This is a genomic window from Psychroflexus maritimus (assembly GCF_011089875.1).
Taxonomy (GTDB): Bacteria; Bacteroidota; Bacteroidia; order Flavobacteriales; family Flavobacteriaceae; genus Psychroflexus; species Psychroflexus maritimus.
The window spans coordinates 23,666-43,117 of record NZ_JAANAS010000042.1 but is presented as its reverse complement, the minus strand read 5'-3'; the positions used below and the strand labels follow the sequence as shown (position 1 = coordinate 43,117).

The 19,452-nt window shown below is 32.2% G+C and carries 16 protein-coding genes; 4 read left to right on the top strand and 12 right to left on the bottom strand.

Going from position 1 to position 19,452, the window contains the following annotated elements; translation table 11 throughout:
• Positions 1–219 precede the first annotated feature (219 nt).
• The 3 genes from G7034_RS06015 to G7034_RS06005 form a co-directional block, all read right to left on the bottom strand.
• Positions 220–513: a GIY-YIG nuclease family protein gene (locus G7034_RS06015; protein WP_166400065.1), complete on the bottom strand. Its 294-nt coding sequence runs from the start codon at positions 511–513 to the stop codon at positions 220–222.
• Positions 514–798: 285 nt separating this feature from the next.
• Entirely contained in the window at positions 799–1,830 is a 1,032-nt protein-coding gene (locus G7034_RS06010; protein ID WP_166400064.1) for a cytochrome-c peroxidase, read from the bottom strand.
• 193 nt (positions 1,831–2,023) lie between these two features.
• Positions 2,024–3,439 carry an MBL fold metallo-hydrolase gene (locus tag G7034_RS06005; RefSeq protein WP_166400063.1) on the bottom strand — a complete coding sequence of 472 codons (1,416 nt, stop codon included), beginning with the start codon at positions 3,437–3,439 and terminating at the stop codon, positions 2,024–2,026.
• Positions 3,440–3,683: 244 nt separating this feature from the next.
• On the opposite strand from G7034_RS06005, the gene G7034_RS06000 reads away from it, so the two are divergent.
• Complete coding sequence (locus tag G7034_RS06000; RefSeq protein WP_166400062.1) at positions 3,684–4,127, top strand: FixH family protein; 444 nt, start codon at positions 3,684–3,686, stop codon at positions 4,125–4,127.
• 2 nt (positions 4,128–4,129) lie between these two features.
• Positions 4,130–4,834: a sulfite exporter TauE/SafE family protein gene (locus G7034_RS05995; protein WP_166400061.1), complete on the top strand. Its 705-nt coding sequence runs from the start codon at positions 4,130–4,132 to the stop codon at positions 4,832–4,834.
• On the opposite strand, the gene G7034_RS05990 is transcribed toward G7034_RS05995, so the two are convergent.
• Genes G7034_RS05990 through G7034_RS05980 form a run of 3 tightly spaced genes read right to left on the bottom strand, consistent with a single transcriptional unit; the run spans position 4,831 to position 8,834 of the window.
• Positions 4,831–7,329 carry a TonB-dependent receptor plug domain-containing protein gene (locus tag G7034_RS05990; protein WP_166400060.1) on the bottom strand — a complete coding sequence of 833 codons (2,499 nt, stop codon included), beginning with the start codon at positions 7,327–7,329 and terminating at the stop codon, positions 4,831–4,833. The genes G7034_RS05995 and G7034_RS05990 overlap by 4 nt on opposite strands.
• Positions 7,330–7,337: 8 nt before the next feature.
• Entirely contained in the window at positions 7,338–8,237 is a 900-nt protein-coding gene (locus G7034_RS05985; protein ID WP_166400059.1) for a FecR family protein, read from the bottom strand.
• 57 nt (positions 8,238–8,294) lie between these two features.
• On the bottom strand, positions 8,295–8,834 hold the full coding sequence (locus tag G7034_RS05980; protein ID WP_246166764.1) for an RNA polymerase sigma factor: 540 nt from the start codon (positions 8,832–8,834) through the stop codon (positions 8,295–8,297).
• 67 nt (positions 8,835–8,901) lie between these two features.
• On the opposite strand from G7034_RS05980, the gene G7034_RS05975 reads away from it, so the two are divergent.
• Both G7034_RS05975 and hpf read left to right on the top strand, forming a co-directional pair.
• Positions 8,902–9,570 carry a hypothetical protein gene (locus G7034_RS05975; protein WP_166400058.1) on the top strand — a complete coding sequence of 223 codons (669 nt, stop codon included), beginning with the start codon at positions 8,902–8,904 and terminating at the stop codon, positions 9,568–9,570.
• Positions 9,571–9,759: 189 nt separating this feature from the next.
• A complete protein-coding gene (gene hpf / locus G7034_RS05970) occupies positions 9,760–10,065 on the top strand; it encodes a ribosome hibernation-promoting factor, HPF/YfiA family (protein WP_166400057.1) in 306 nt (101 codons plus the stop codon).
• A gap of 63 nt (positions 10,066–10,128) precedes the next feature.
• Here hpf and G7034_RS05965 read toward each other — a convergent pair whose 3' ends face one another.
• From G7034_RS05965 to sucD, 6 genes are all read right to left on the bottom strand, one after another.
• Complete coding sequence (locus G7034_RS05965; RefSeq protein ID WP_246166762.1) at positions 10,129–13,704, bottom strand: ABC transporter permease/M1 family aminopeptidase; 3,576 nt, start codon at positions 13,702–13,704, stop codon at positions 10,129–10,131.
• Positions 13,705–13,774: 70 nt separating this feature from the next.
• On the bottom strand, positions 13,775–14,674 hold the full coding sequence (locus G7034_RS05960; protein ID WP_187349869.1) for an ABC transporter ATP-binding protein: 900 nt from the start codon (positions 14,672–14,674) through the stop codon (positions 13,775–13,777).
• 175 nt (positions 14,675–14,849) lie between these two features.
• Complete coding sequence (locus G7034_RS05955; protein ID WP_166400056.1) at positions 14,850–15,665, bottom strand: prohibitin family protein; 816 nt, start codon at positions 15,663–15,665, stop codon at positions 14,850–14,852.
• Positions 15,666–15,675: 10 nt separating this feature from the next.
• On the bottom strand, positions 15,676–17,703 hold the full coding sequence (locus G7034_RS05950) for a vWA domain-containing protein (protein WP_223177606.1): 2,028 nt from the start codon (positions 17,701–17,703) through the stop codon (positions 15,676–15,678).
• Between the two features lie 12 nt (positions 17,704–17,715).
• Complete coding sequence (fabG, locus tag G7034_RS05945) at positions 17,716–18,462, bottom strand: 3-oxoacyl-[acyl-carrier-protein] reductase (protein WP_166400054.1); 747 nt, start codon at positions 18,460–18,462, stop codon at positions 17,716–17,718.
• A gap of 106 nt (positions 18,463–18,568) precedes the next feature.
• Entirely contained in the window at positions 18,569–19,441 is an 873-nt protein-coding gene (gene sucD / locus G7034_RS05940) for a succinate--CoA ligase subunit alpha (protein ID WP_166400053.1), read from the bottom strand.
• Between the last annotated feature and the right edge of the window lie 11 nt (positions 19,442–19,452).

Sequence of the window (19,452 nt, the reverse complement as noted above, 5' to 3'; positions counted from 1 at the left end):
CCGCATCTCGCTATCTCTCGTGCGGAATGACAAAAGGAAGGGAAGTGCGGAATCTCACTGTACCGAAGACAAAGCAAACTTCCTACTAAAAAACATGTTCAGAATTCCAATTCATAAGATTCCGCATCTCGCTATCTCTCGTGCGGAATGACAAAAGGAAGGGAAGTGCGGAATTACAAGAATAAGAAGGGATTGTGTGGTTTAAAATTCAAATGAAATCTATACTGTAATCAAATCTTTCCATTCTGGATTCTCCTCTTCAATCAGAGCTATTTTCCAAGCTCTTTTCCATTTTTTAAGTTTTTTCTCTCGTGCAATTGCATCAATAATATACTGAAATTCTTCGTAATACACTAGATGAGTGACATTGTATTTTTTAGTGAACTTACTTCCTTCACCTAATTTATGACGCTCGAGTCGGCCATGGATTCCCGCTGTAACACCAATGTATAAAACTCCTTTAGGTTTGTTGCATAAAATATACACATAATAAGTATGATGGGTGCGTTTCATTATTAAAAGTTAGTCGGTCTAAATAAATTGTTATTTAAATAACTTACAAGTTTTTTCTTTTACTACCTCCCACCTTGACCTGTCATTCCGCAAATTTTTGAGAAAAAATTATGCGGAATCTCCCCGTAACGAAGACAAAAACATCCTTCCTAACAAAAAACACTTTCAAGTTTCCAATTCATAAGATTCCGCATCTCGCTATCTCTCGTGCGGAATGGCAAAAGGAAGGCGAACATGCGGTAATACTTATCAAGTCTGAATTTATAAAACGCTTAAAATAACCGGTTAAGACTTTAGTTCATCATCTATATCAGCTGTAAGTGTTTTCAGAAAGGCTATAATTAAGTCCACATCCTTTTCCGATATATCTTTATTACTTTGTAACTTACCCATAATTTTTACCGCTTGTGCTAAATCATCAACTGAACCATCGTGAAAATATGGATTTGTTTTTTCGATATTTCTTAAGCTAGGAACTTTAAAAATGTATTTATCCGAGTCCTTTCCTGTTACTTGGTGTAAGCCTGTATCTATTTTTTTACTGCCTGTCATTTCCCAATAATTACCAAATAAACCAAACTTTTGCTTTATATGTCCGCCTAAAGCAACTCCTGTATGACAGGTTATACATTGGTTATCTATAAAAGCCTGTAATCCCTTTTTCTCTTTTGTATTTAATGCCTTTTCATCTCCATCTAAATACTCATCAAACCTACTACTTGCATAAAGTTTTCTTTCAAAAGCTCCGATGGCGTTAGTTATATTTTCAAAAGTAATAGGTTGCTCTTCTTTGTAAATTTCAGCAAATAAATTTTGATATTCTTCAATTTTTCTAAGTTTATTAACTAAATATTCTTCATCAGGAATACCGTGTTCAATTGGGTTTAAGATGGGCATACCTGCTTGTTCTTCAACATCTTTAGCTCTTCCGTCCCAAAATTGAGAAGTATGAAAAGAAGCGTAAAAGGTTGAAGGTGAATTTCGATCTCCTAATTCTTTTGAATCTCCTGGCGAGGTAGGCAGATTATCAACGCCAAAATTGTTTAGTTGATGACAAGAATTACAGCTAATCGTATTGTTTTTAGATAAACGCTTGTCATTATATAATTGCTTTCCCAAAGCAACTTTTTCATCTGGAATAGCTTCATAGGTAATACTAGAAATAGGTTGAAAAAAAGTAGTTGCTTTTTTCATTAAGTCAGATTTCTCTTTTTTGTTTTCAGAGGATTTTAATCCATAACTAGGTTTGTTTTTCTCTTCATTAGAACATGCTAATGTGGTAATTACTAATAAAATTATGGGAATTATTCTTTTCATTTTTTACTTTTATTTAAGTTAAAATAGCAAAAAGCCCTAAAGAAATTAGCTTTTGCAATGCACCGAGTTTGATTATTTTTTCATCCTGATTTTAATTAATTAAAAGGGAAGTTTGTTGTTTTCAAAGCGTATTAAGCAACAAATAACAAACTTTTCCCTTTTCGAATTAATTAGTTAGAAAGCGTTTCAATTTTTACAACAAAGTTGTTGGACAAACATATGCTGTAACCTGCGCGTCTTTATGTTCTTTAATTTCATCAAATCCGCCTCTTACATCTACAAAATTATCCCAACCACGTTGTTTTAAAATAGAAGATGCAATCATACTTCTGTAGCCACCTGCACAATGAATAGCAAACTTTTTGTCTTTAGGAAATTCGGCTAGATATTCGTTGATTTGATTGAGCGGAGTGTTTTCTGCACCAATTAGATGCTGGCTATCAAATTCACTTTTCTTTCTAACATCAAAGACTTTAATTTCATCATTATTAAAGTTGGCTAAAAATTCATCTACGTCTAATCGATTTACTTGATCGGTTTCGCGATTGGCTTTTTTCCAAGTATCAAAACCTCCTTTTAAGTAGCCAATAGCATGGTCATAGCCTACTCTAGCCAATCGAATGATGCTTTCTTCCTCTTTTCCTGGTTCTGTTACCAAAAGAATTTGTTGTTTGATGTCAGGAATTAATTCGCCAACCCACATAGCAAAATTTGAATCTAAGCCGATATTTATGGAATTAGGAATAAAACCTTCCTTGAAGTTTTCTGCCTCTCTCGTATCAAGAATCAAAGCTCCTGTTTCATTTGCAGCTGCCTCAAATGCATCAGCTTCTAGAGGTTGTTCTCCTCGGTCTATTACATCATCAATACTTTCATACCCCTGAATGTTCATCAACACGTTTTTAGGAAAATAACCAGGAGGTGCTGTTAACCCATCTAAGAGTTTTTCAATAAACTCTTCTTTTGTCATGTCTTGCAAAGCATAGTTAGTAGCTTTCTGATTTCCTAAGGTATCTGTAGTTTCGTTACTCATCATTTTACCGCAGGCACTTCCCGCACCATGATTAGGATACACGATTAAATGATTGGGGAGCGGTAAGATTTTATTTCTTAACGAATCATATAAATGAGCGGCTAATTTTTCTTCTGTAAGGTCTTCAATAACATGTTGCGCTAAATCTGGACGACCAACATCTCCGATAAATAAAGTATCTCCCGTAATTATTCCATGCATTTCTTCATTTTCATCTACTAGTAAATAGGTAGTAGATTCCATCGTATGTCCAGGTGTATGTAATACCTTTACTTGGTAGTTTCCAATTTTAAAAATTTGATTATCTGCTGCAATTAAAGCTTCAAAACCTGGTTTTGCTGTAGGTCCAAAAACTATTTGAGCGCCAGTTTTGTTTGCCAAATCTAAATGACCTGAAACAAAATCGGCATGAAAATGTGTTTCAAATACATACTTTATTTCAGCTCCATCTTTAGTAGCTTTATCAATATAAGGCTGTACTTCTCTAAGGGGGTCAAAAATAGAAGCTTCGCCGTTACTTTCTATATAATAAGCAGCGTGGGCAATACATCCCGTATAAATTTGTTCGACTTTCATGATTTTTGTTTTTAAATTATGATTCAAAAATATAAACAAGGGAATCCTTGTTATGTTACTTTTGATACACAATGTTTTTTAAATCAACAAAATATGATAATAATCAGTTTTGAAAATACTTTAAGTTTGCTTCAACAAATTCATCAAAAAAATAAATTTTAAAGTACTACATCTGTGACTATTGTCATTTAATAGCTTCTGCTTCTACCCTATTTTTGTTTGATGAATTTGTAAAATTAAAATAATGAAAATTAACTGGGGAACATCTATAGTTATTGCAATGCTGTGTTTTATTGGCTTTATTATGTTTTTTGTGGTGCAAATGTTGTCCTCAAAAAACGATCAAGATTTAGTAGTAGAATCTTATTACCATAAAGAATTGCAAGTACAAGATGAAATTGATAAGGTAAATAATCTCAAAGGCTTAAATTCGACTTTCGAAATTGAAAAAACCTCTGAAGGTATTATTATTAACTTTCCAAGTGAATTTTCCGCAAAGCAGCTCACGGGAAAGTTAACGCTGTATAGACCTTCAGACAAAAAGCTTGATTTTACCCTCCCAATTCAACTTAAAGAAAGTAAACAACTTATTCCTCAATCGCTTTTAGCTAATGGCCGATGGAATATTGAATTAGACTTTGAGGTTGAGAATGTTCCTTACGCCTACAAAAAAGAATTAATCTGGTAACTATGATTTGGTCGGCTTTCATTCTCGGACTTTTAGGAAGTTTTCATTGCATAGGCATGTGTGGTCCAATTGCATTGATGTTGCCTTTGGGGAAAAGCACACCCGTTCAAAAGGGAATAAAAATAAGTCTTTACAACCTTGGTCGAATAAGTTCTTACGCCCTCATTGGCTTAGTTTTTGGTTTACTAGGCGAAGGTTTAATGACCTTTGGTGTTCAACAACAAATTTCTATACTTATTGGAATCCTAATGATTTTAGTCGTTTTAATTCCTGCTTCACAGTTAAATCGTTTTAAATTAACCCAACCTGTTTATAAACTTATTGGGCAGGTAAAAAAAGAAATGGGACTTGCCTTTAAAAAAGATGCTTTTTCAACATTCTATCAATTAGGTTTTTTAAATGGATTTTTACCTTGTGGTCTAGTTTATATGGCTGTTTTTGCATCTATTGCAACGCCGGGTTTATGGGAAAGTTCAGCTTATATGATTCTTTTTGGGTTAGGCACCGTACCTGTAATGGCTGGCATTATTTATTTTAAATCTTATATTGAAAAAATAAGCAGTTGGAATCCTAGAAAAATAATTCCTTATGCCGTTGTTATTTTAGGACTTTTATTTATACTTAGAGGCTTAGGTTTAGGCATTCCTTATCTATCGCCAAAACCTGTAAATACACCGGTTGATTCTAAAATTGAATGCCACAACTAAAAAATTAAACGAAGCATAAAGTTAGGCGTAAAACCTAAACCTAATTGATGAATATGTTTTACCGTTTCTTCTTCTTGGTTAGGTTCAAAAAACGAATTATACACATTTTTTTTATCGGTTAAATTCCAAAAAGCGAGTCCCGATTTTAATCTTAATTGGCTGCTGAGTTCAACGGTGTAATTTACCGAAGCATCTAACCTGAAATAGTTAGGTAATGTACGCTGATTAGGTGAATCAAAAACTAAAGGAAAATCATTTCCAGATTGCGCTAAACCTGTAAATGGAACTCCAGAGTGCCAGTTTAAGCCCGTAGAAAAATCAAAATCACCTAGTTTGTGCTGTACTCCAATATTAATAACATGTGATAGTTGATTATTACTAGGAAAAACTGAAGGCTCCAACTGATTAAATTCATAGTTATTATCCATCAGTGAATAACTAAACCAGGTAGAAGTTTTTTCAAATTGTTTATTAATTAAAAAATCTAAGCCATAAACATTGTATTCTCCAAACTCATTTGTAAATTGAAACTGATTAACAAATCCCTGACTTTGTGTGCTAATACCTTCAACTGTTTTTACATAACCTGCAATACTGAAAAGCCAGTTGTTTTTGAAATATTGAAGCGCTAATTCAAATTGTTGCGATTTTAAAATTGGTCTTTGCTTTGGATTTGCCACTACCCACCTCCTATTTTCTACACCTAAAAAATCAGTTTGTAAGTCAACCAACTGAGTAGTTGCCTGCGATTTTTGCTCTGCGGAAACTTCGAGGCTAAAATGATTAAAAAATTTTCTTCTAAAATATAATCGAGGTTCAAAAGTAAGCGAATTAAACTTGCTAAAATGATTTATTCTTCCTCCCAAGTAAAGCTTACTTAATTTATCTTTTGATGAATAATTTAATCCAGCATAAGCTCCACTTACTAAGATAGTATTTCGTTCTTCACTGAAAAAAAAGGGACTATCAAATTCTTCAATATTAGTTACTGCTGTTTCATTGAACTGAAACCCGTAAGATAAGTTAATTTGTTTGTTCCATTGTTGAATATGATGCCAATTGAAACTCCAATCTTGAACTTTATTTTGCTGAAATAGAGATTGATTTGTATTAAAAGATGCGTTAAATCCCTCTAAAGTATATTCGCTAATGCCCAATTGTATTTCTGATGTATTTGATGAATTCCATTTTCTTTTCCAGTTAAAACCACCACTCCAGTTAGATTGAGCCAATTCACTTCGCAAAGACGAATGAGTAGTTAAGCTACTTTGATTTTTAGATAAATTGAAGTCGTTTTGATGATACACAAAATTGACCCGAATAAAGTCGTCTGCTGTAATTTGGTTGAGGTACCTAACTGCGGTGTCAAAAAAATTAAAACTTTGTTCTTGAGCTGTATTATTGGTTAAGGCGTTATCAACTTCTGTATTTTGAAATATTTTGTCAAAAAAAGAATTATAAGTGGGTGTATTTAAAGCGAAATTTAACGAATGTCTGGCCGATATTTGAATGGATGATTTAGCATTAATTGGTTGATTGGTAAACACATCGGCGTTAATCAAATTAAAGCCTATTTCAGTAGTTGATTTTGTGCTTATTTGGTCTGCAGTATTCAACAAAACGCTGCCTGAAACACCGTCAAAATAACGAGCGTTTGTTGCATTTTTACTAACTTCAGTTGATTGAATCATGTAAGGACTAAAAGCTGATATCATTCCAAAAAAATGAGAAGTTTGGTACATTTTTATACCGTCCCACAGAAATAAATTTTGATCGTGAGTGCCTCCTCTTATACTCAAATAAGACAGGTCTTCTTTAGAGCTATTAACTCCTGGTAAAATTTGAATATTTTGTAACACATCTGCTTCTACAAGGCCTGGAAAGCTTTTAAATTTATTAACCTTTATTTCCTCGTTTCCTGAATTAAGTTTATTAATTCCAGAAGCAATATAATTCGAAATCAATATACTAGCCAATTCTTCGGCTTGCCTTTCTAAATAGAAAACAGAAACCTGATTTGGTTTTAAGTTTGCAACTGAAGAACGTTTAATTTTGTAGTTTTCAGCATCAATTAAAAGTGAGTTAGTAGAATAAGATTTGGGATAGTTAAGAATAAGTCTAGAGGAATCTTCAGATTTAAATATTAAATTTTTTAAAGAAATCGTAAAGGAGGAAATAGGATAATTATTAGACAAATCGATTAACTCAATTTCTGCCTTATTCAGTTCTTCTTTTAAAACTAGTGCATATACACGTTTAGATATTTGATTAATTTCAACATAAGTAAAATCTTGTATATGTTTTACGTTTTGATTTAAATTAGCAAAACTTCGATTAGGAATATAAAGACTTTCAATGGCATGATCTGCATACGAAAATAAAATTTCAAACTCAGTCTCAACAGAAGACAAGTATTCGGTTAATCGAATGACTTCGTCATTTTGCGCATTAGCATTGACAAAAAAAAATAAAAAGAGCCAGCACAATCGTTTCACAAGCTAAGCTATTTATTGTAGATAATTGCTTTGTTTTCTAAGATTTCAAATTCAAGCGATAGCGGTTGGCAAATAGATTTAAGGGCATTTTCTAAATTATCGTGCTCAAAACTACCAGAAAATTTGAGGTCTTTATTGATGCTAGAATAATTGATTTCTATAGCGTAGTAATTTTTTAATTCTCGAATTACCTGACCTACGGCAATAGTATTAAAGGTCGAAAAATTTTTACGCCAATCGGCTGATTTTACCGAAGTTTTAGATTTATTCACATTTCCGTCAAAGTTTTGAAGACGTTCTCCAGCTTCTAAAATAAAAGATTTTCCGCCTGTATCAACTTGAACTTTTCCTGAAAAACACTTGACTTCAAAGAGTTTTTCTCTATGTTTTACGTTAAACTCGGTACCTAAAACACTTACATTTCCCATACGTGTATTAACCACAAATACTTTTCCTTTTTTTACATTAAAACTTGCTTCCCCTATTAGCTTTAAAGAGCGATTATTTAACCATGTTTTGTTAGCTAATAATAAATTAGAATTAGGAGCTAAAAATACCTGAGATTGATCGGGTAAATCAAATTCAGATTTTTCTGCAATTCCTGTATGGAAGTTTTCGGTGTGAGTAAATAAATCAGCAAGTACAAAAACTCCTATTACTAACAACGCTGCAATAGCCCCAATAATTGATAAACTAACTAATTTACCACGTTTAATTTTTTTCTTATTAATTTCTTGTTGAAGATTTGTATAAGATGAATTGGTATTATAATCTAATGATTTAAAGGCTTTAGCATGAGTAATTAGAGCCTTGTATTCTTGATAAACATCCGATGCTAAAAACGAATCTAGTTCTGCGCCTTTAAGTTCGTTATTTAAATATTTATGTAGCATTTTCTCCTCTTCCATACCTTTGATATCTGCTAATTAAACAATAGTAAGTCTTTTTTTCCTACTTTAAAAATGTTAAATCTCTTTTATGTGTTTTCTTAATTCACTGATGGCTGAATATAATCTTTTTTCTACAGCTTTTCTAGAAACACCTAATAATTCAGCTACTTCTTGATGCTTTTTACCTTCAGCTTTACACATTAAAAAAGTAGCTCTTTTTTCTGGTGTTAGTAAAGATAGGGCTTGTTGATATTTTTTTAAATACTCAGCTTCTTCCATAAGAAAAGAGGGATCTTCATTATTTTGTTGTGATGAAAAGTACTCATTTTGGTATTTTAGAACAACTTGATGATGTTTAAAAGTATTAATTGCTAGGTTGTTAGTAACTGTAAATAAAAAACTTTTTGCTTTTTCAGGTAGTATATCTTTGCAGTTTTCCCATAATTTTAAAAAGGCATTTTGAACTTTATCTGCAGGGTCTATTTTTTCACCATATTTATAATACGTGAAATTATATAAATCTTGAGCATACTTTTTATGAACTTGCTCAAATATTTTTTCATCGCAAACATTAGAATTATTTTGGCTTGGCATTGGTTTTATCTTTCTAAACATAAAATTAAGATAACAATGGTAGGAATTTTTTATCTAAATTTGTTTTATTTATGAATAAATTAGTACGATGAAAAAAATTTTAAACCTGTTTTTTGTGGTTTTATGTTTCGGTTGTTATGATGATGATTTAACCATCATTGAAGACTCTGATGACGCTTTACATAATTCTTCAGAATTAACTGCCCTTCTAAGAGGAGTTAGTTCTCATAATACAATATTTGATCAATTTATTGATGGTTCAACTTGTTTTAGTATTGAGTTTCCTTATAAAGTTAAATTGGAAGATAATCATATTTTGGAACTAACTAATAAGGAAGAACTTGCTGAATTTGCTAGTCAAAATCATCAAAATTACGAGTTTCTATATCCATTACAAATTAAAACTGCCGATTATACAGCTCATCAAGTTGCGCATAAAAATCAGCATTTAGACTTATTAACTCAATGCAAGGAAGGACTGCTTTTTAAAAATCATATTGATTGTGCTGAATTAATTTATCCTATTCAATTGAAAGTAGCTTTTACCAAAAATAATAGATTTGAACAACGAGCCTTGAATGATGCTGAAGCGCTATACAACTTTCTTTCTAATCTTTCAGATGATGTACGTTTTGAGATCAAACAACCCATTGATTTATTCTTATACCAAAATGAACATTATAAAACTACAAGTAATGCAGAGTTATTGGCACTTATTTTAGAAGCTTCAAGTCAAAATTGTGACGTTATTGATTAATTTTAAATCTTATTCCCAAATTATTACTGCCTGATATTTTAAATAATTTAAGTGCCTACTTAAAATCTAAATGAATTTACAAAATTATGACTTGCATCAATAAATTCTTCATAAATAACAAATTTTAGTAATAGCTTGTTATGTATTATCTTTAATTTTTACTATTTTAGAGTTCTAAAATAAATAATTATGGATATCAATTTTAATTATGTACACGTTACAGCAAGCGAGCGTCTTGAGGAGTTTACTACTAAAAAGCTAAACAAGTTATTTGAGCGATACAATTGGATTGTTAGAGCAGAAGTCTTTTTTAAAAAAGAAAATACCAGCGAACAGGATAAGGGGATGATTTGTGATATTAAATTGAGTGCTCCTGGCCAAAATATGTTTGCTTCAAGTAGTGAAAAAAACTTTGAATCTGCTATATCTTCAAGCATTGAAGATGTAACAAGACAATTACGAAAAAAGAAAGAAAAAATGACAGCACATCATTAGTGCTTGAGAGAATTATTATTTAAAAAAAAGCCGTTTCAGATTTGAAACGGCTTTTTTATGCGCTTATAGTTTCTTCCGGTTATCTGAAGAATTTCTATCAATCAATTTGTTGTAAGGATCTATACCTACTTCCGTAGGCTCTAAATCAACCTCTATCGTGAATTCATTGAAAATGTCTTCAATTAAATGCTTCTCTAGGTAAAGAATAATTTCCTCTCCATCTTCGTCTTTACCAAAAACACCAACTTCAACATAATCTTTTAAAGGATAAGACACAAGCTCATCTTCGTCTAAATTATAACTCAATTTCTGATTAAATTGATCTTCGTAAGATTTATTTCCGGTATCATCAGATTTATATTTAGATACAATCCCAGAAAAATTCACTTGGAACTTCCCTCCTTCTTCTAATTTTTCAAATGAAGCATCTACAACTTTATTATCATATAAAGTAATGGTTTCCAACAAATCTACTACTAAGTATTGAAGCTCTTCTGGAACTATTTCACTTATATATTTAGTAAATTCTATAGACGTAGTATAAGGAGGCTCCTGAAAAGCAACGTCTTCAATATACTTGGAAAGCATTTTATTAAAAGCTGTATCGCCCACATAATCACTTATGGCGTATAAAACTAGTGATCCTTTGTTGTAATGAATATACTGTTGGTTTTCATTCAAAATTAATGGCAACTCTTTCTGACTTTCAAAAGTTCTTCCACTTAGGTATTTATCAAGCGCATCTTTTAAAAATTGACGCATTTGATTTTTTCCATAACGTTCTTCTAACACTTTTAACGAAGAATATTCTGATAAACTTTCAGACATTAGAGTTGCCCCTCTTACGTTAGCACCAATTACTTGATGTGCCCACCATTGATGCGCAACTTCGTGAGCCGTAACCGAATAAGGATAATCTACCCCACTTTCTTCATCTACATCGGCAATAAAACCAATGCCTTCAGAAAAAGGAACGGTATTAGCGAAGGCTTGGGCAAAAGTTCCTCCGGATGAAGGAAACTCTATAATTCGCAATTGCCTAAACTGGTAAGGACTAAAATTTTTTCCATAATAAGATAAAGCATCTTTAGCCCCGTTCATCATTCTGTCTAAATTATAAGTATGACCTGGATGGTAGAAAATTTGAACTGCAATACCTTCATGCTCTTCTTCCATAACTTCATATTCGGCCGACATGAAATTGTAGAAATTCAAAATCTTGTCATCCATTTTATAATGAAAATAACGTTGTCCATCTTCTACCCATTCCTTTTCCAAATAACCAGGAGCAATAGCAATTTGATCTTCACTTGTACTTACAATGGTTTCAAAATCTATCCAATCAGCTTGGTTAGAAATATAAGTATTTTGAAGTGCATCTTCATCAAAAGGAGATTTCATACGTTCTTTGAAAGGTAAATCGTATTTTTCTCTCAATTTAGCATTGTTTATTTCATAGGCTTCTTGGTATCCAAAACTAGGGAAAATATTGTTGTTTATAAACGTACCATTATACCTGACGGGCGAATTATTTCTCAACCAAGTATTAGGTTTATTTTTCATTTCAAAGCTGAAAATCAGCTCCTCACCTGGAGCTAGCGCTTCAGTTAAGTGAATGACCTTAAATTCGTAATCTTCATTTTCTAGAGATACTGAAAATTCTTTTGAGAAATCAAAATTCAAAATATCATCTTTGCTTAAATTCACCCAAAGAGAATCTATAGGTTGCTTAGTTTTATTAGTTAAGGTAAACTTTCCTTTGGCATGGTAATCTCTAGTTTTTGGGAACAAGTCTAATTCAATTTTAGTAGCTGTGATTCGCGGATGCTTCATTTGATTATAAGTACCAAAATCTCGTTCATAAGCAACCCGTTGAAGTTCTCTTTCTTTGCCAGAATAGCGCTCATTTTCTACATTATTTACGTAATAAATGTACGTTCCCAAACCTATAAAAAAGAATAAAGAACAAAACAAAATCAACTTTCGTTGAATTGAAAAACGCTCAATAAACACTTGAAGCCTTTCTTTTACGTCAACGGTTAATCCACGTTTGTAAAAAAGTGTAGCTAAAACAAGAAAAACAATACCTAGTAAAAACCAGTAAAGTTTATAAACAAAATAGCGTTTTTGGCCACTTCCAAAACCATCCATATCGGAATAGTAAACACCAGGGTCTTCTCCTAAAATAAAGATAGATTGCTCTATTCCAAAACTTGGAAAGAACCCTAATAAAATACTAAATGCCAATAAACTTACAAAGCCAACTACATAATTTTTAATCAAACTATGAAATAAAAAAGCTAGCATTACCCAAGTTATCCAATCTGAAAGTTTGATTATAAAGTAATGGTATAAATACAATCCTATTTCAAAATCATAAAAACCATTATAGGCCTGAAAACCTATTGAAATTAATATTGTTGATCCGTATAAAACTAAAATCATTAACAGAATAGCGACAAACTTAGAAATCACAAAAACCCAAGTTGGTTGCGCGCTTGCATCTAAAAGTTGATGCATTTTTGCTAAGCTACCTCGGTGAATTAACATTCCTGAAAACAAAAACACTAAAATCATTAAAAAAAAGCTGATATTTTGACTACCCAAATCAACCATAATTCTTGTTACAGGTAAAGTCTTTGTTCCTAAAATGCTAAAACCTTCACTAAGTATTAAAAACAAAACAAAAACAGACACAACATAAATACTTATGAAGGCCCAATTCTTTAAAATGTATTTTAAATCAAATAAGGCATGAGTCCATGTAGTTTTGATAAGTCGTAAGTTTGAAAAATCAAGATTTACTTTAGGTAATTCAGCAATTTTATACCCACCAAAATTTCTTTTTGTGAATCGCTTTTCATTCTTTCTTTTAAATAGTTTTAATTTTGGAGCAGCATGTTGAAAATTAAAACGATTATAGATGAAGGCAAAAACAATGAAGCTTATTCCCAGCCATAGCAAACGGTTATAGAGCAAGTAACCTTCAAATGGTATCAATTGACTATTTTGTTCTTCTACAGTCCAATATTCGGTAATAAAACTTATGGCGTTCGTTCCTAATGGGTCTAGAAGTGCGCCTATAGCTTTTGTATCTAATTCTGCCATATAGCTGCCTGCCAAACCTTGTAAAACCAGTAAAACTAAAACCACAATAAAGCCAACAAATATATTTCTTGAAAATGTAACCACACCAAAAACTATCGAGCCAAAAAAGATAAAGTTAGGTACAATAATTAATAAAAATGGCTGAAGATAATTGATTAGTTGAAACTCGTTTAATAAATCTTGATTTACTCCAGGTAAATAACAGGCAATTATAATACCTAGAAGTGCAACAATAACAATAAGTAAAGAAGCAAATAAGCTACTAAAAAACTTAGCTAGTAAATACTGGGCTTTGGTAAAGGGATAAGAAAATAAAACCTCGTGCATTTCTGATTTATAATCCTTATAAATAGAATTTCCTATTATAGAGGGAAGTAAAAAATAAATCAAGAAAGCAATTCCAGAAAGTAATCCAGCAATAGCTAGTGGCGAATTCATTTTTTTGATACCTACTACACTCATTGTAGAATTATCAAAAATTCCTAGCGCTATACCCATAACAAAGATAGAAAGCACAAATATTAATGCCATGTAGGTATAAAAGAGATAACTTTTAAACCAATAGCCGATTTCAAATTTAAAAATTTTCGCAAACATATAATTATGAATTTGGTTGAAGGCTTGGTTCATCTTGTTTTAGGTGAACAAAATACACATCATTTAAATCAGCTTGAACTGATTGAAAGTTTTGATTAGGTTTTTCTTCTGAATAAACACGAACGTTTAAACTATTATCTTGGTTAAAGCTTGAAGAAATTACATTAAGTTCCTTGCTAAGTTGTTCTTCTCCTTCTCTATTGGTAACGGTTGTCCAAATTTTGCCATTCAAATCTTCTACCGCATTAACTGGATTCATTTTACTTAAAATTTTACCGCCGTTAAGAATAGCCATATCATTACAAAGTTCTTTTACATCGTCAACAATATGTGTAGATAAAATAACAATATTATTGGTTCCAATTTCCCGTAGGACGTTTAAAAATCGGTGTCTTTCTGCTGGATCTAGCCCAGCTGTAGGTTCATCAACAATAATTAATTTGGGGTTATTGAGTAACAGTTGTGCAATACCAAAACGCTGTTTCATACCTCCTGAATAACCTGCTACGTGCTTGTCTTTTACATCTGTAAGGTTAGTAACTTCTAAAGCGTAGTCCACTATTTTTTTCTTTTCCATTTTGTTTCCAATTCCTTTTAAATCAGCAAAATAGTGTAAAAGTTTTTCGGCAGACATCTTAGGATACACCCCAAATTGTTGAGGCAAATAACCAAGCACTTTTCTTAATTCCATTTTCTGTTTTAAGATATTGATGTCTCCTAAATGAAGTTCTCCTTCGTCAGGTTTTTGAAGCGTGGCAATTGTTCTCATTAAAGTAGATTTGCCCGCTCCATTAGGTCCGAGTAGGCCAAACATACCCGGCTCAATCGTTAAATCGATATGGTCTAAAGCTTTTACTCCGTTTGGATAAGTTTTAGTAACATTTTTAAGTGCTAATTGAATCATTGATTTTAAAGTTTAAGTTACAATTGAATAAGTAGGAAGAGTATTGATTTTGTTACAAAAAAATTAAGCTTTATTCTCAGCCACAAAAAGTTCATCAATTTCATAAATCACAAGCATAAAAAATCCCGATTTCAATACTAGAAATCGAGATTTTTAAAATTTAAATTAAATAGGCCTAGTTGTTTCCAAGAATAATAGGCATTCCATCATCTCCAGAACCAATTACAACAACTTTTGAATTATTAGACTTGGATAATTCAACAGTAGCTTGAATACCTTTTTCTTTCAAAATTTTATCGGTAAGCGACTTACTAAGAATATCGTTAGCTCGAGCTTTACCTTCTGCATCAATTCGTTGTCTTTCGGCTTCTTGAACAGCTTTTGTTAAGCGGTATTCATATTCTAAAGCTTCTTGTTCTTGTCTTAACTTACGTTCAATAGCTTCCTTTATAGTTGAAGGCAAAGAAATATCTTTTACTAAAACACGTTTTACTTCAACGTATTGTCCAATTAACATTTCTTCAGTTTCTTCGTAGATTTCATTTTGTATGGCTTCTCTTTTACTGGCATATAATTGTTCAGGCGTATATCTACCAACAACCGTTCTTGTGGCTGAGCGAATTGCGGGTTGCAAAACACGTTGAATGTACTTTTCTCCACGCTCTTGATGTAACTTACCAATCTGTCCTTCTTCTGGTCGAAACCATATTGAAGCATCTAAACGAATATCTAGACCATTTGAAGATAGCACTTTCATACTCTCTTCCAAGGATTGTTGTCTTACTTCATAAATAAATACATCATTCCAAGGAGCTACAATGTGAAAACCTTCCCCCATGGCTGGTTCATCGGTAACTACACCTCCACCAAATCGCTCAAATAAAACCCCTGCTTGACCAGATGATATGTTTATTGCAGATTTTGAAATAATAATAATAACCACTACCGCTAAAATAATAAAGGGTAATGCAATCTTAGGTAATCTTTCCATAGTTTATACTTTAAATTAATCCGTTATATTTTCTAAAAAACCATTCTAATGACAAAGATACTATTAAAAAAATGAATAAAATCTTCCAATCAATTAAAGGTTTTAAATTTATACTTTCTTTTTGAATTAGTTGGTAAGTCTTGCTTTCTAAGAGGCTTCTCTTTAAAACTTCAAAGTCATTTAGGGTGAATAGCTTTGCGTTTTTTGATATGGATTTCAATACTTTTGAATTGGCATTGACAAATTGAGATTCTGCAGAATAAGGAATTAATTTAAACCTTCCTGTTCGACTCAATTTTTGTTCTGGTGAAAAAATTTCATAATTGTAATCGCCCGCCTCTAGCGCATCTAAATTAAATTCAAAACGAGAACCCGTAAAAAGCATAGGGAATTCTCTTGTTGTTCCTTCTTCATTTTCAAACTTAATATACAAGCTAGAATTTCTATCTATGGTATAATTTTGATCAAACAAAGTAGCTTTAATCTTTGCATTTCGCTGGGTCTTATAAAACGAATTAGCTTCAACTATAAGCCTAGATTTCTTTTGTTCTAAAGATAGATAACCTACCCATTTATTCATAAAGTTATCAAAAGATTGAAAGCTTTTGTTTTCTTGTAAAAAGGATTCTGCTCTCCAACGCCAAAATTGTTCACCTAAAAGATAAGCGCGTTTTGGTGCTGATTGTGAAACAAAAAACATCATAGGTTCTTCTGTTTCAACTCCTTGAATTTTTTGATGTAAAAGAACATTTGCAGCCTGTTTTAACTCAATGCTTCCAAACGTATCTTCTAGAGGAGGAAAATTGTTGAAATTTAAATCGTCTTGTTGGTAAAGCGAAAAGTTTGTGTTGAAAGAAGGAAAATATTCTTCCTTAGATTGATTGATTTGCTTAGTAAAATCATTCTGAATTCGATTTAAAAAAGAATAATTGGTCTTGGTGCCTGTAATAACAATATGAGGGATTTTAGCTTGATTAACTTGCTCAAAAGCTGAAGCAAAATCACTTTTAGGTTGATAAAAAATGACTAAGTTAACATCCTCTAGGTTACCTGAAAACTCTTCAATAGGTAAGATTTTAAGCTTTCGTTGTTGGTTAGATTCTATCGATTTTTTTAAAGCACTTAAATCTGGATGTAGAAAACTAGTTACTATGAGAATATTTGTAGATTCATCAATGATTTCGATTCCAATTTCTTGAATGTTGTTTTCTAATTGTTTTTCATTGGTTTGTGGCTTAAGGCGAACTTCAAAATTTTTCACACCAACTTCACTAGCTAAAACTTCAAACATAATTCGTTTAGTAGGTTGATTTTTTGAAAAACTTACCAATTGCTCTTCAATAATTCTACCTTTTTCTCTAAGCTGAATTTTTGTATCAAAATCAGATTCACCTTGGTAACTTACAAATATTTCTATGGGAAATTTATTGTTCAAAAAAGCATACGAATTAAGATTAATCTGATCAATTTTTGAATCGGCATAAGAGGTCGTATCACCCAATACCACAGGAAAGACATGAAACATAGCCTGCTTACTTTCAAAAACCGGGTTGCTTCCAAAGGTTGTATTACCATCAGAAAGTAAAACCATTGGAGCTTTTTTTGAACGAATTAGTTGTTTGCTTTCTAAAAATACATCTCCTAGATTCGTTTCTTGTTCTAAAAAGTCTAATTCTTGTAAAGTATTGATTTGATTACCAAACTGAAGGTTTACAAGATTAAATCTTTCATTGATTTTTTCATCTTCTATAAATGAATTTACCCATTCTTTCACTTGGGTTGTGTCGGCTAATTGAGCAATAGAATTTGAATTATCAACAGCTAGCACTAAATCTGTAAGTTGTTTTTCTGAAGTGCGTTGCTTGATACTCAATTGCAAAAGTAAAACGCCAATAATTGAATAACTTATTCCACGAAGAACAAAAAGCAATAAAGCTGTTTTATCTTTTTTGAAAACAGCTTTATGATATTGAAATAAAGACAGACCAAAGCCAAGTATTATAATCAAAAAAATAAATAATAAGCTTTGGTGAGTCATTTAGGACTATTTTTAAGTTAGCATTCCGCCATCTACATTTAGGGTTTGTCCAGTAACATAAGTACTTAAATCTGAAGCTAAATACAAACAAGCATTAGCTACATCTTCAGTAGTACCTCCACGTTTTAAAGGAATAGCTTGTCGCCAGCCATCTACTGTTTTTTCATCTAGTTTAGCCGTCATTTCGGTTTCTATGAATCCTGGAGCAACTACATTACATCTAATGTTTCTTGAGCCCAGTTCGAGAGCTGTTGATTTACTAAAGCCAATAACTCCTGCTTTAGAAGCCGCATAATTAGCTTGTCCCGCATTTCCTTTTACGCCAACAACCGAACTAATATTGATTATACTTCCAGCACGTTGCTTAAGCATAGGTCTTAAAACCGCTTTAGTCATGTTGAAAACAGAATTCAAATTAACTTGAATTACTTTGTTAAAGTCCTCTTCTGTCATCCTCATTAAAAGGTTGTCTTTTGTGATTCCTGCATTATTAATAACCACATCAATCGAACCGAAGTCTTTTATAACTTCAGATACAAAATCTTGAGCTTGATCAAAATTTGAAGCATCAGACTTATACGCTTTAGCTTTTACGCCAAGCTGAGTAAGTTCATCTTCTAAATCTTGTGCAGGTTGCACAGAAGAATTATAAGTAAAAGCAACGTTTGCACCGTGTTGTGCAAAAACTTGAGCAATTCCTTTTCCAATTCCTCTACTTGCTCCTGTAATGATGACATTTTTATTTTCTAACATTTTCATGATTACATTTTTTATCGCAATTAAATTTGCAGTAGTAAATTTCAATAAAAAGAAAACCTTTGAAGCTAATTTGATGCTTCAAAGGTTTTTTGATAGGTTTATAAATTTAGCCTAAAACTTCAGCTACTTTTTTTCCAATTTCGGCAGGAGAATCAACAACGTGAATCCCACAATCTCTCATAATAGTTTTTTTAGCTTGAGCAGTATCTTCGCTACCACCTACAATTGCACCTGCGTGACCCATTGTACGTCCGGCTGGAGCTGTTTCACCAGCAATAAAACCAACTACAGGCTTTTTACTTCCACTATTTTTATACCAATTGGCAGCATCAGCTTCTAACTGACCACCAATCTCACCAATCATTACAACGCACTCAGTTTCTGGGTCGTTAACCAACAATTCAACTGCTTCTTTGGTTGTTGTACCAATGATTGGGTCTCCACCTATTCCAATAGCTGTAGTAATTCCTAATCCTTCTTTTACTACTTGGTCTGCGGCTTCATAAGTAAGCGTTCCAGATTTAGATACAATTCCTACTTTTCCTTTTTTGAAAACAAAACCAGGCATAATACCAACTTTAGCTTCCTCAGGAGTTATTACTCCAGGACAGTTAGGGCCAATTAATCTACAATCTTTATTTTTGATATAATTAGAAGCTTTAATCATATCTTTTACAGGAATTCCTTCAGTAATTGCGATAATCACTTTAATACCAGCATCGGCAGCTTCCATGATAGCATCAGCTGCAAATGCAGGGGGCACAAAAATAATAGAAGTATCTGCACCAGCTTTTTCAACCGCTTCTGCAACGGTGTTAAATACGGGCTTTTCTAAATGGGTAGTACCTCCTTTTCCTGGGGTTACTCCACCAACAACATTGGTCCCATATTCAATCATCTGACCCGCATGAAAAGTACCTTCACTACCCGTAAAACCCTGAACTATTATCTTTGAATTTTTGTTTACTAAAACGCTCATAATATTGTCTA

Excerpts from the sequence above, each read along its gene's own strand:
- G7034_RS06015 (WP_166400065.1), bottom strand. The coding sequence starts at position 513 with ATGAAACGCACCCATCATACTTATTATGTGTATATTTTATGCAACAAA.
- G7034_RS06010 (WP_166400064.1), bottom strand. The coding sequence starts at position 1,830 with ATGAAAAGAATAATTCCCATAATTTTATTAGTAATTACCACATTAGCA.
- G7034_RS06005 (WP_166400063.1), bottom strand. The coding sequence starts at position 3,439 with ATGAAAGTCGAACAAATTTATACGGGATGTATTGCCCACGCTGCTTAT.
- G7034_RS06000 (WP_166400062.1), top strand. The coding sequence starts at position 3,684 with ATGAAAATTAACTGGGGAACATCTATAGTTATTGCAATGCTGTGTTTT.
- G7034_RS05995 (WP_166400061.1), top strand. The coding sequence starts at position 4,130 with ATGATTTGGTCGGCTTTCATTCTCGGACTTTTAGGAAGTTTTCATTGC.
- G7034_RS05985 (WP_166400059.1), bottom strand. The coding sequence starts at position 8,237 with ATGGAAGAGGAGAAAATGCTACATAAATATTTAAATAACGAACTTAAA.
- G7034_RS05980 (WP_246166764.1), bottom strand. The coding sequence starts at position 8,834 with ATGTTTAGAAAGATAAAACCAATGCCAAGCCAAAATAATTCTAATGTT.
- G7034_RS05975 (WP_166400058.1), top strand. The coding sequence starts at position 8,902 with ATGAAAAAAATTTTAAACCTGTTTTTTGTGGTTTTATGTTTCGGTTGT.
- hpf (WP_166400057.1), top strand. The coding sequence starts at position 9,760 with ATGGATATCAATTTTAATTATGTACACGTTACAGCAAGCGAGCGTCTT.
- G7034_RS05965 (WP_246166762.1), bottom strand. The coding sequence starts at position 13,704 with ATGGCATTAATATTTGTGCTTTCTATCTTTGTTATGGGTATAGCGCTA.
- G7034_RS05960 (WP_187349869.1), bottom strand. The coding sequence starts at position 14,674 with ATGATTCAATTAGCACTTAAAAATGTTACTAAAACTTATCCAAACGGA.
- G7034_RS05955 (WP_166400056.1), bottom strand. The coding sequence starts at position 15,665 with ATGGAAAGATTACCTAAGATTGCATTACCCTTTATTATTTTAGCGGTA.
- G7034_RS05950 (WP_223177606.1), bottom strand. The coding sequence starts at position 17,703 with ATGACTCACCAAAGCTTATTATTTATTTTTTTGATTATAATACTTGGC.
- fabG (WP_166400054.1), bottom strand. The coding sequence starts at position 18,462 with ATGAAAATGTTAGAAAATAAAAATGTCATCATTACAGGAGCAAGTAGA.
- sucD (WP_166400053.1), bottom strand. The coding sequence starts at position 19,441 with ATGAGCGTTTTAGTAAACAAAAATTCAAAGATAATAGTTCAGGGTTTT.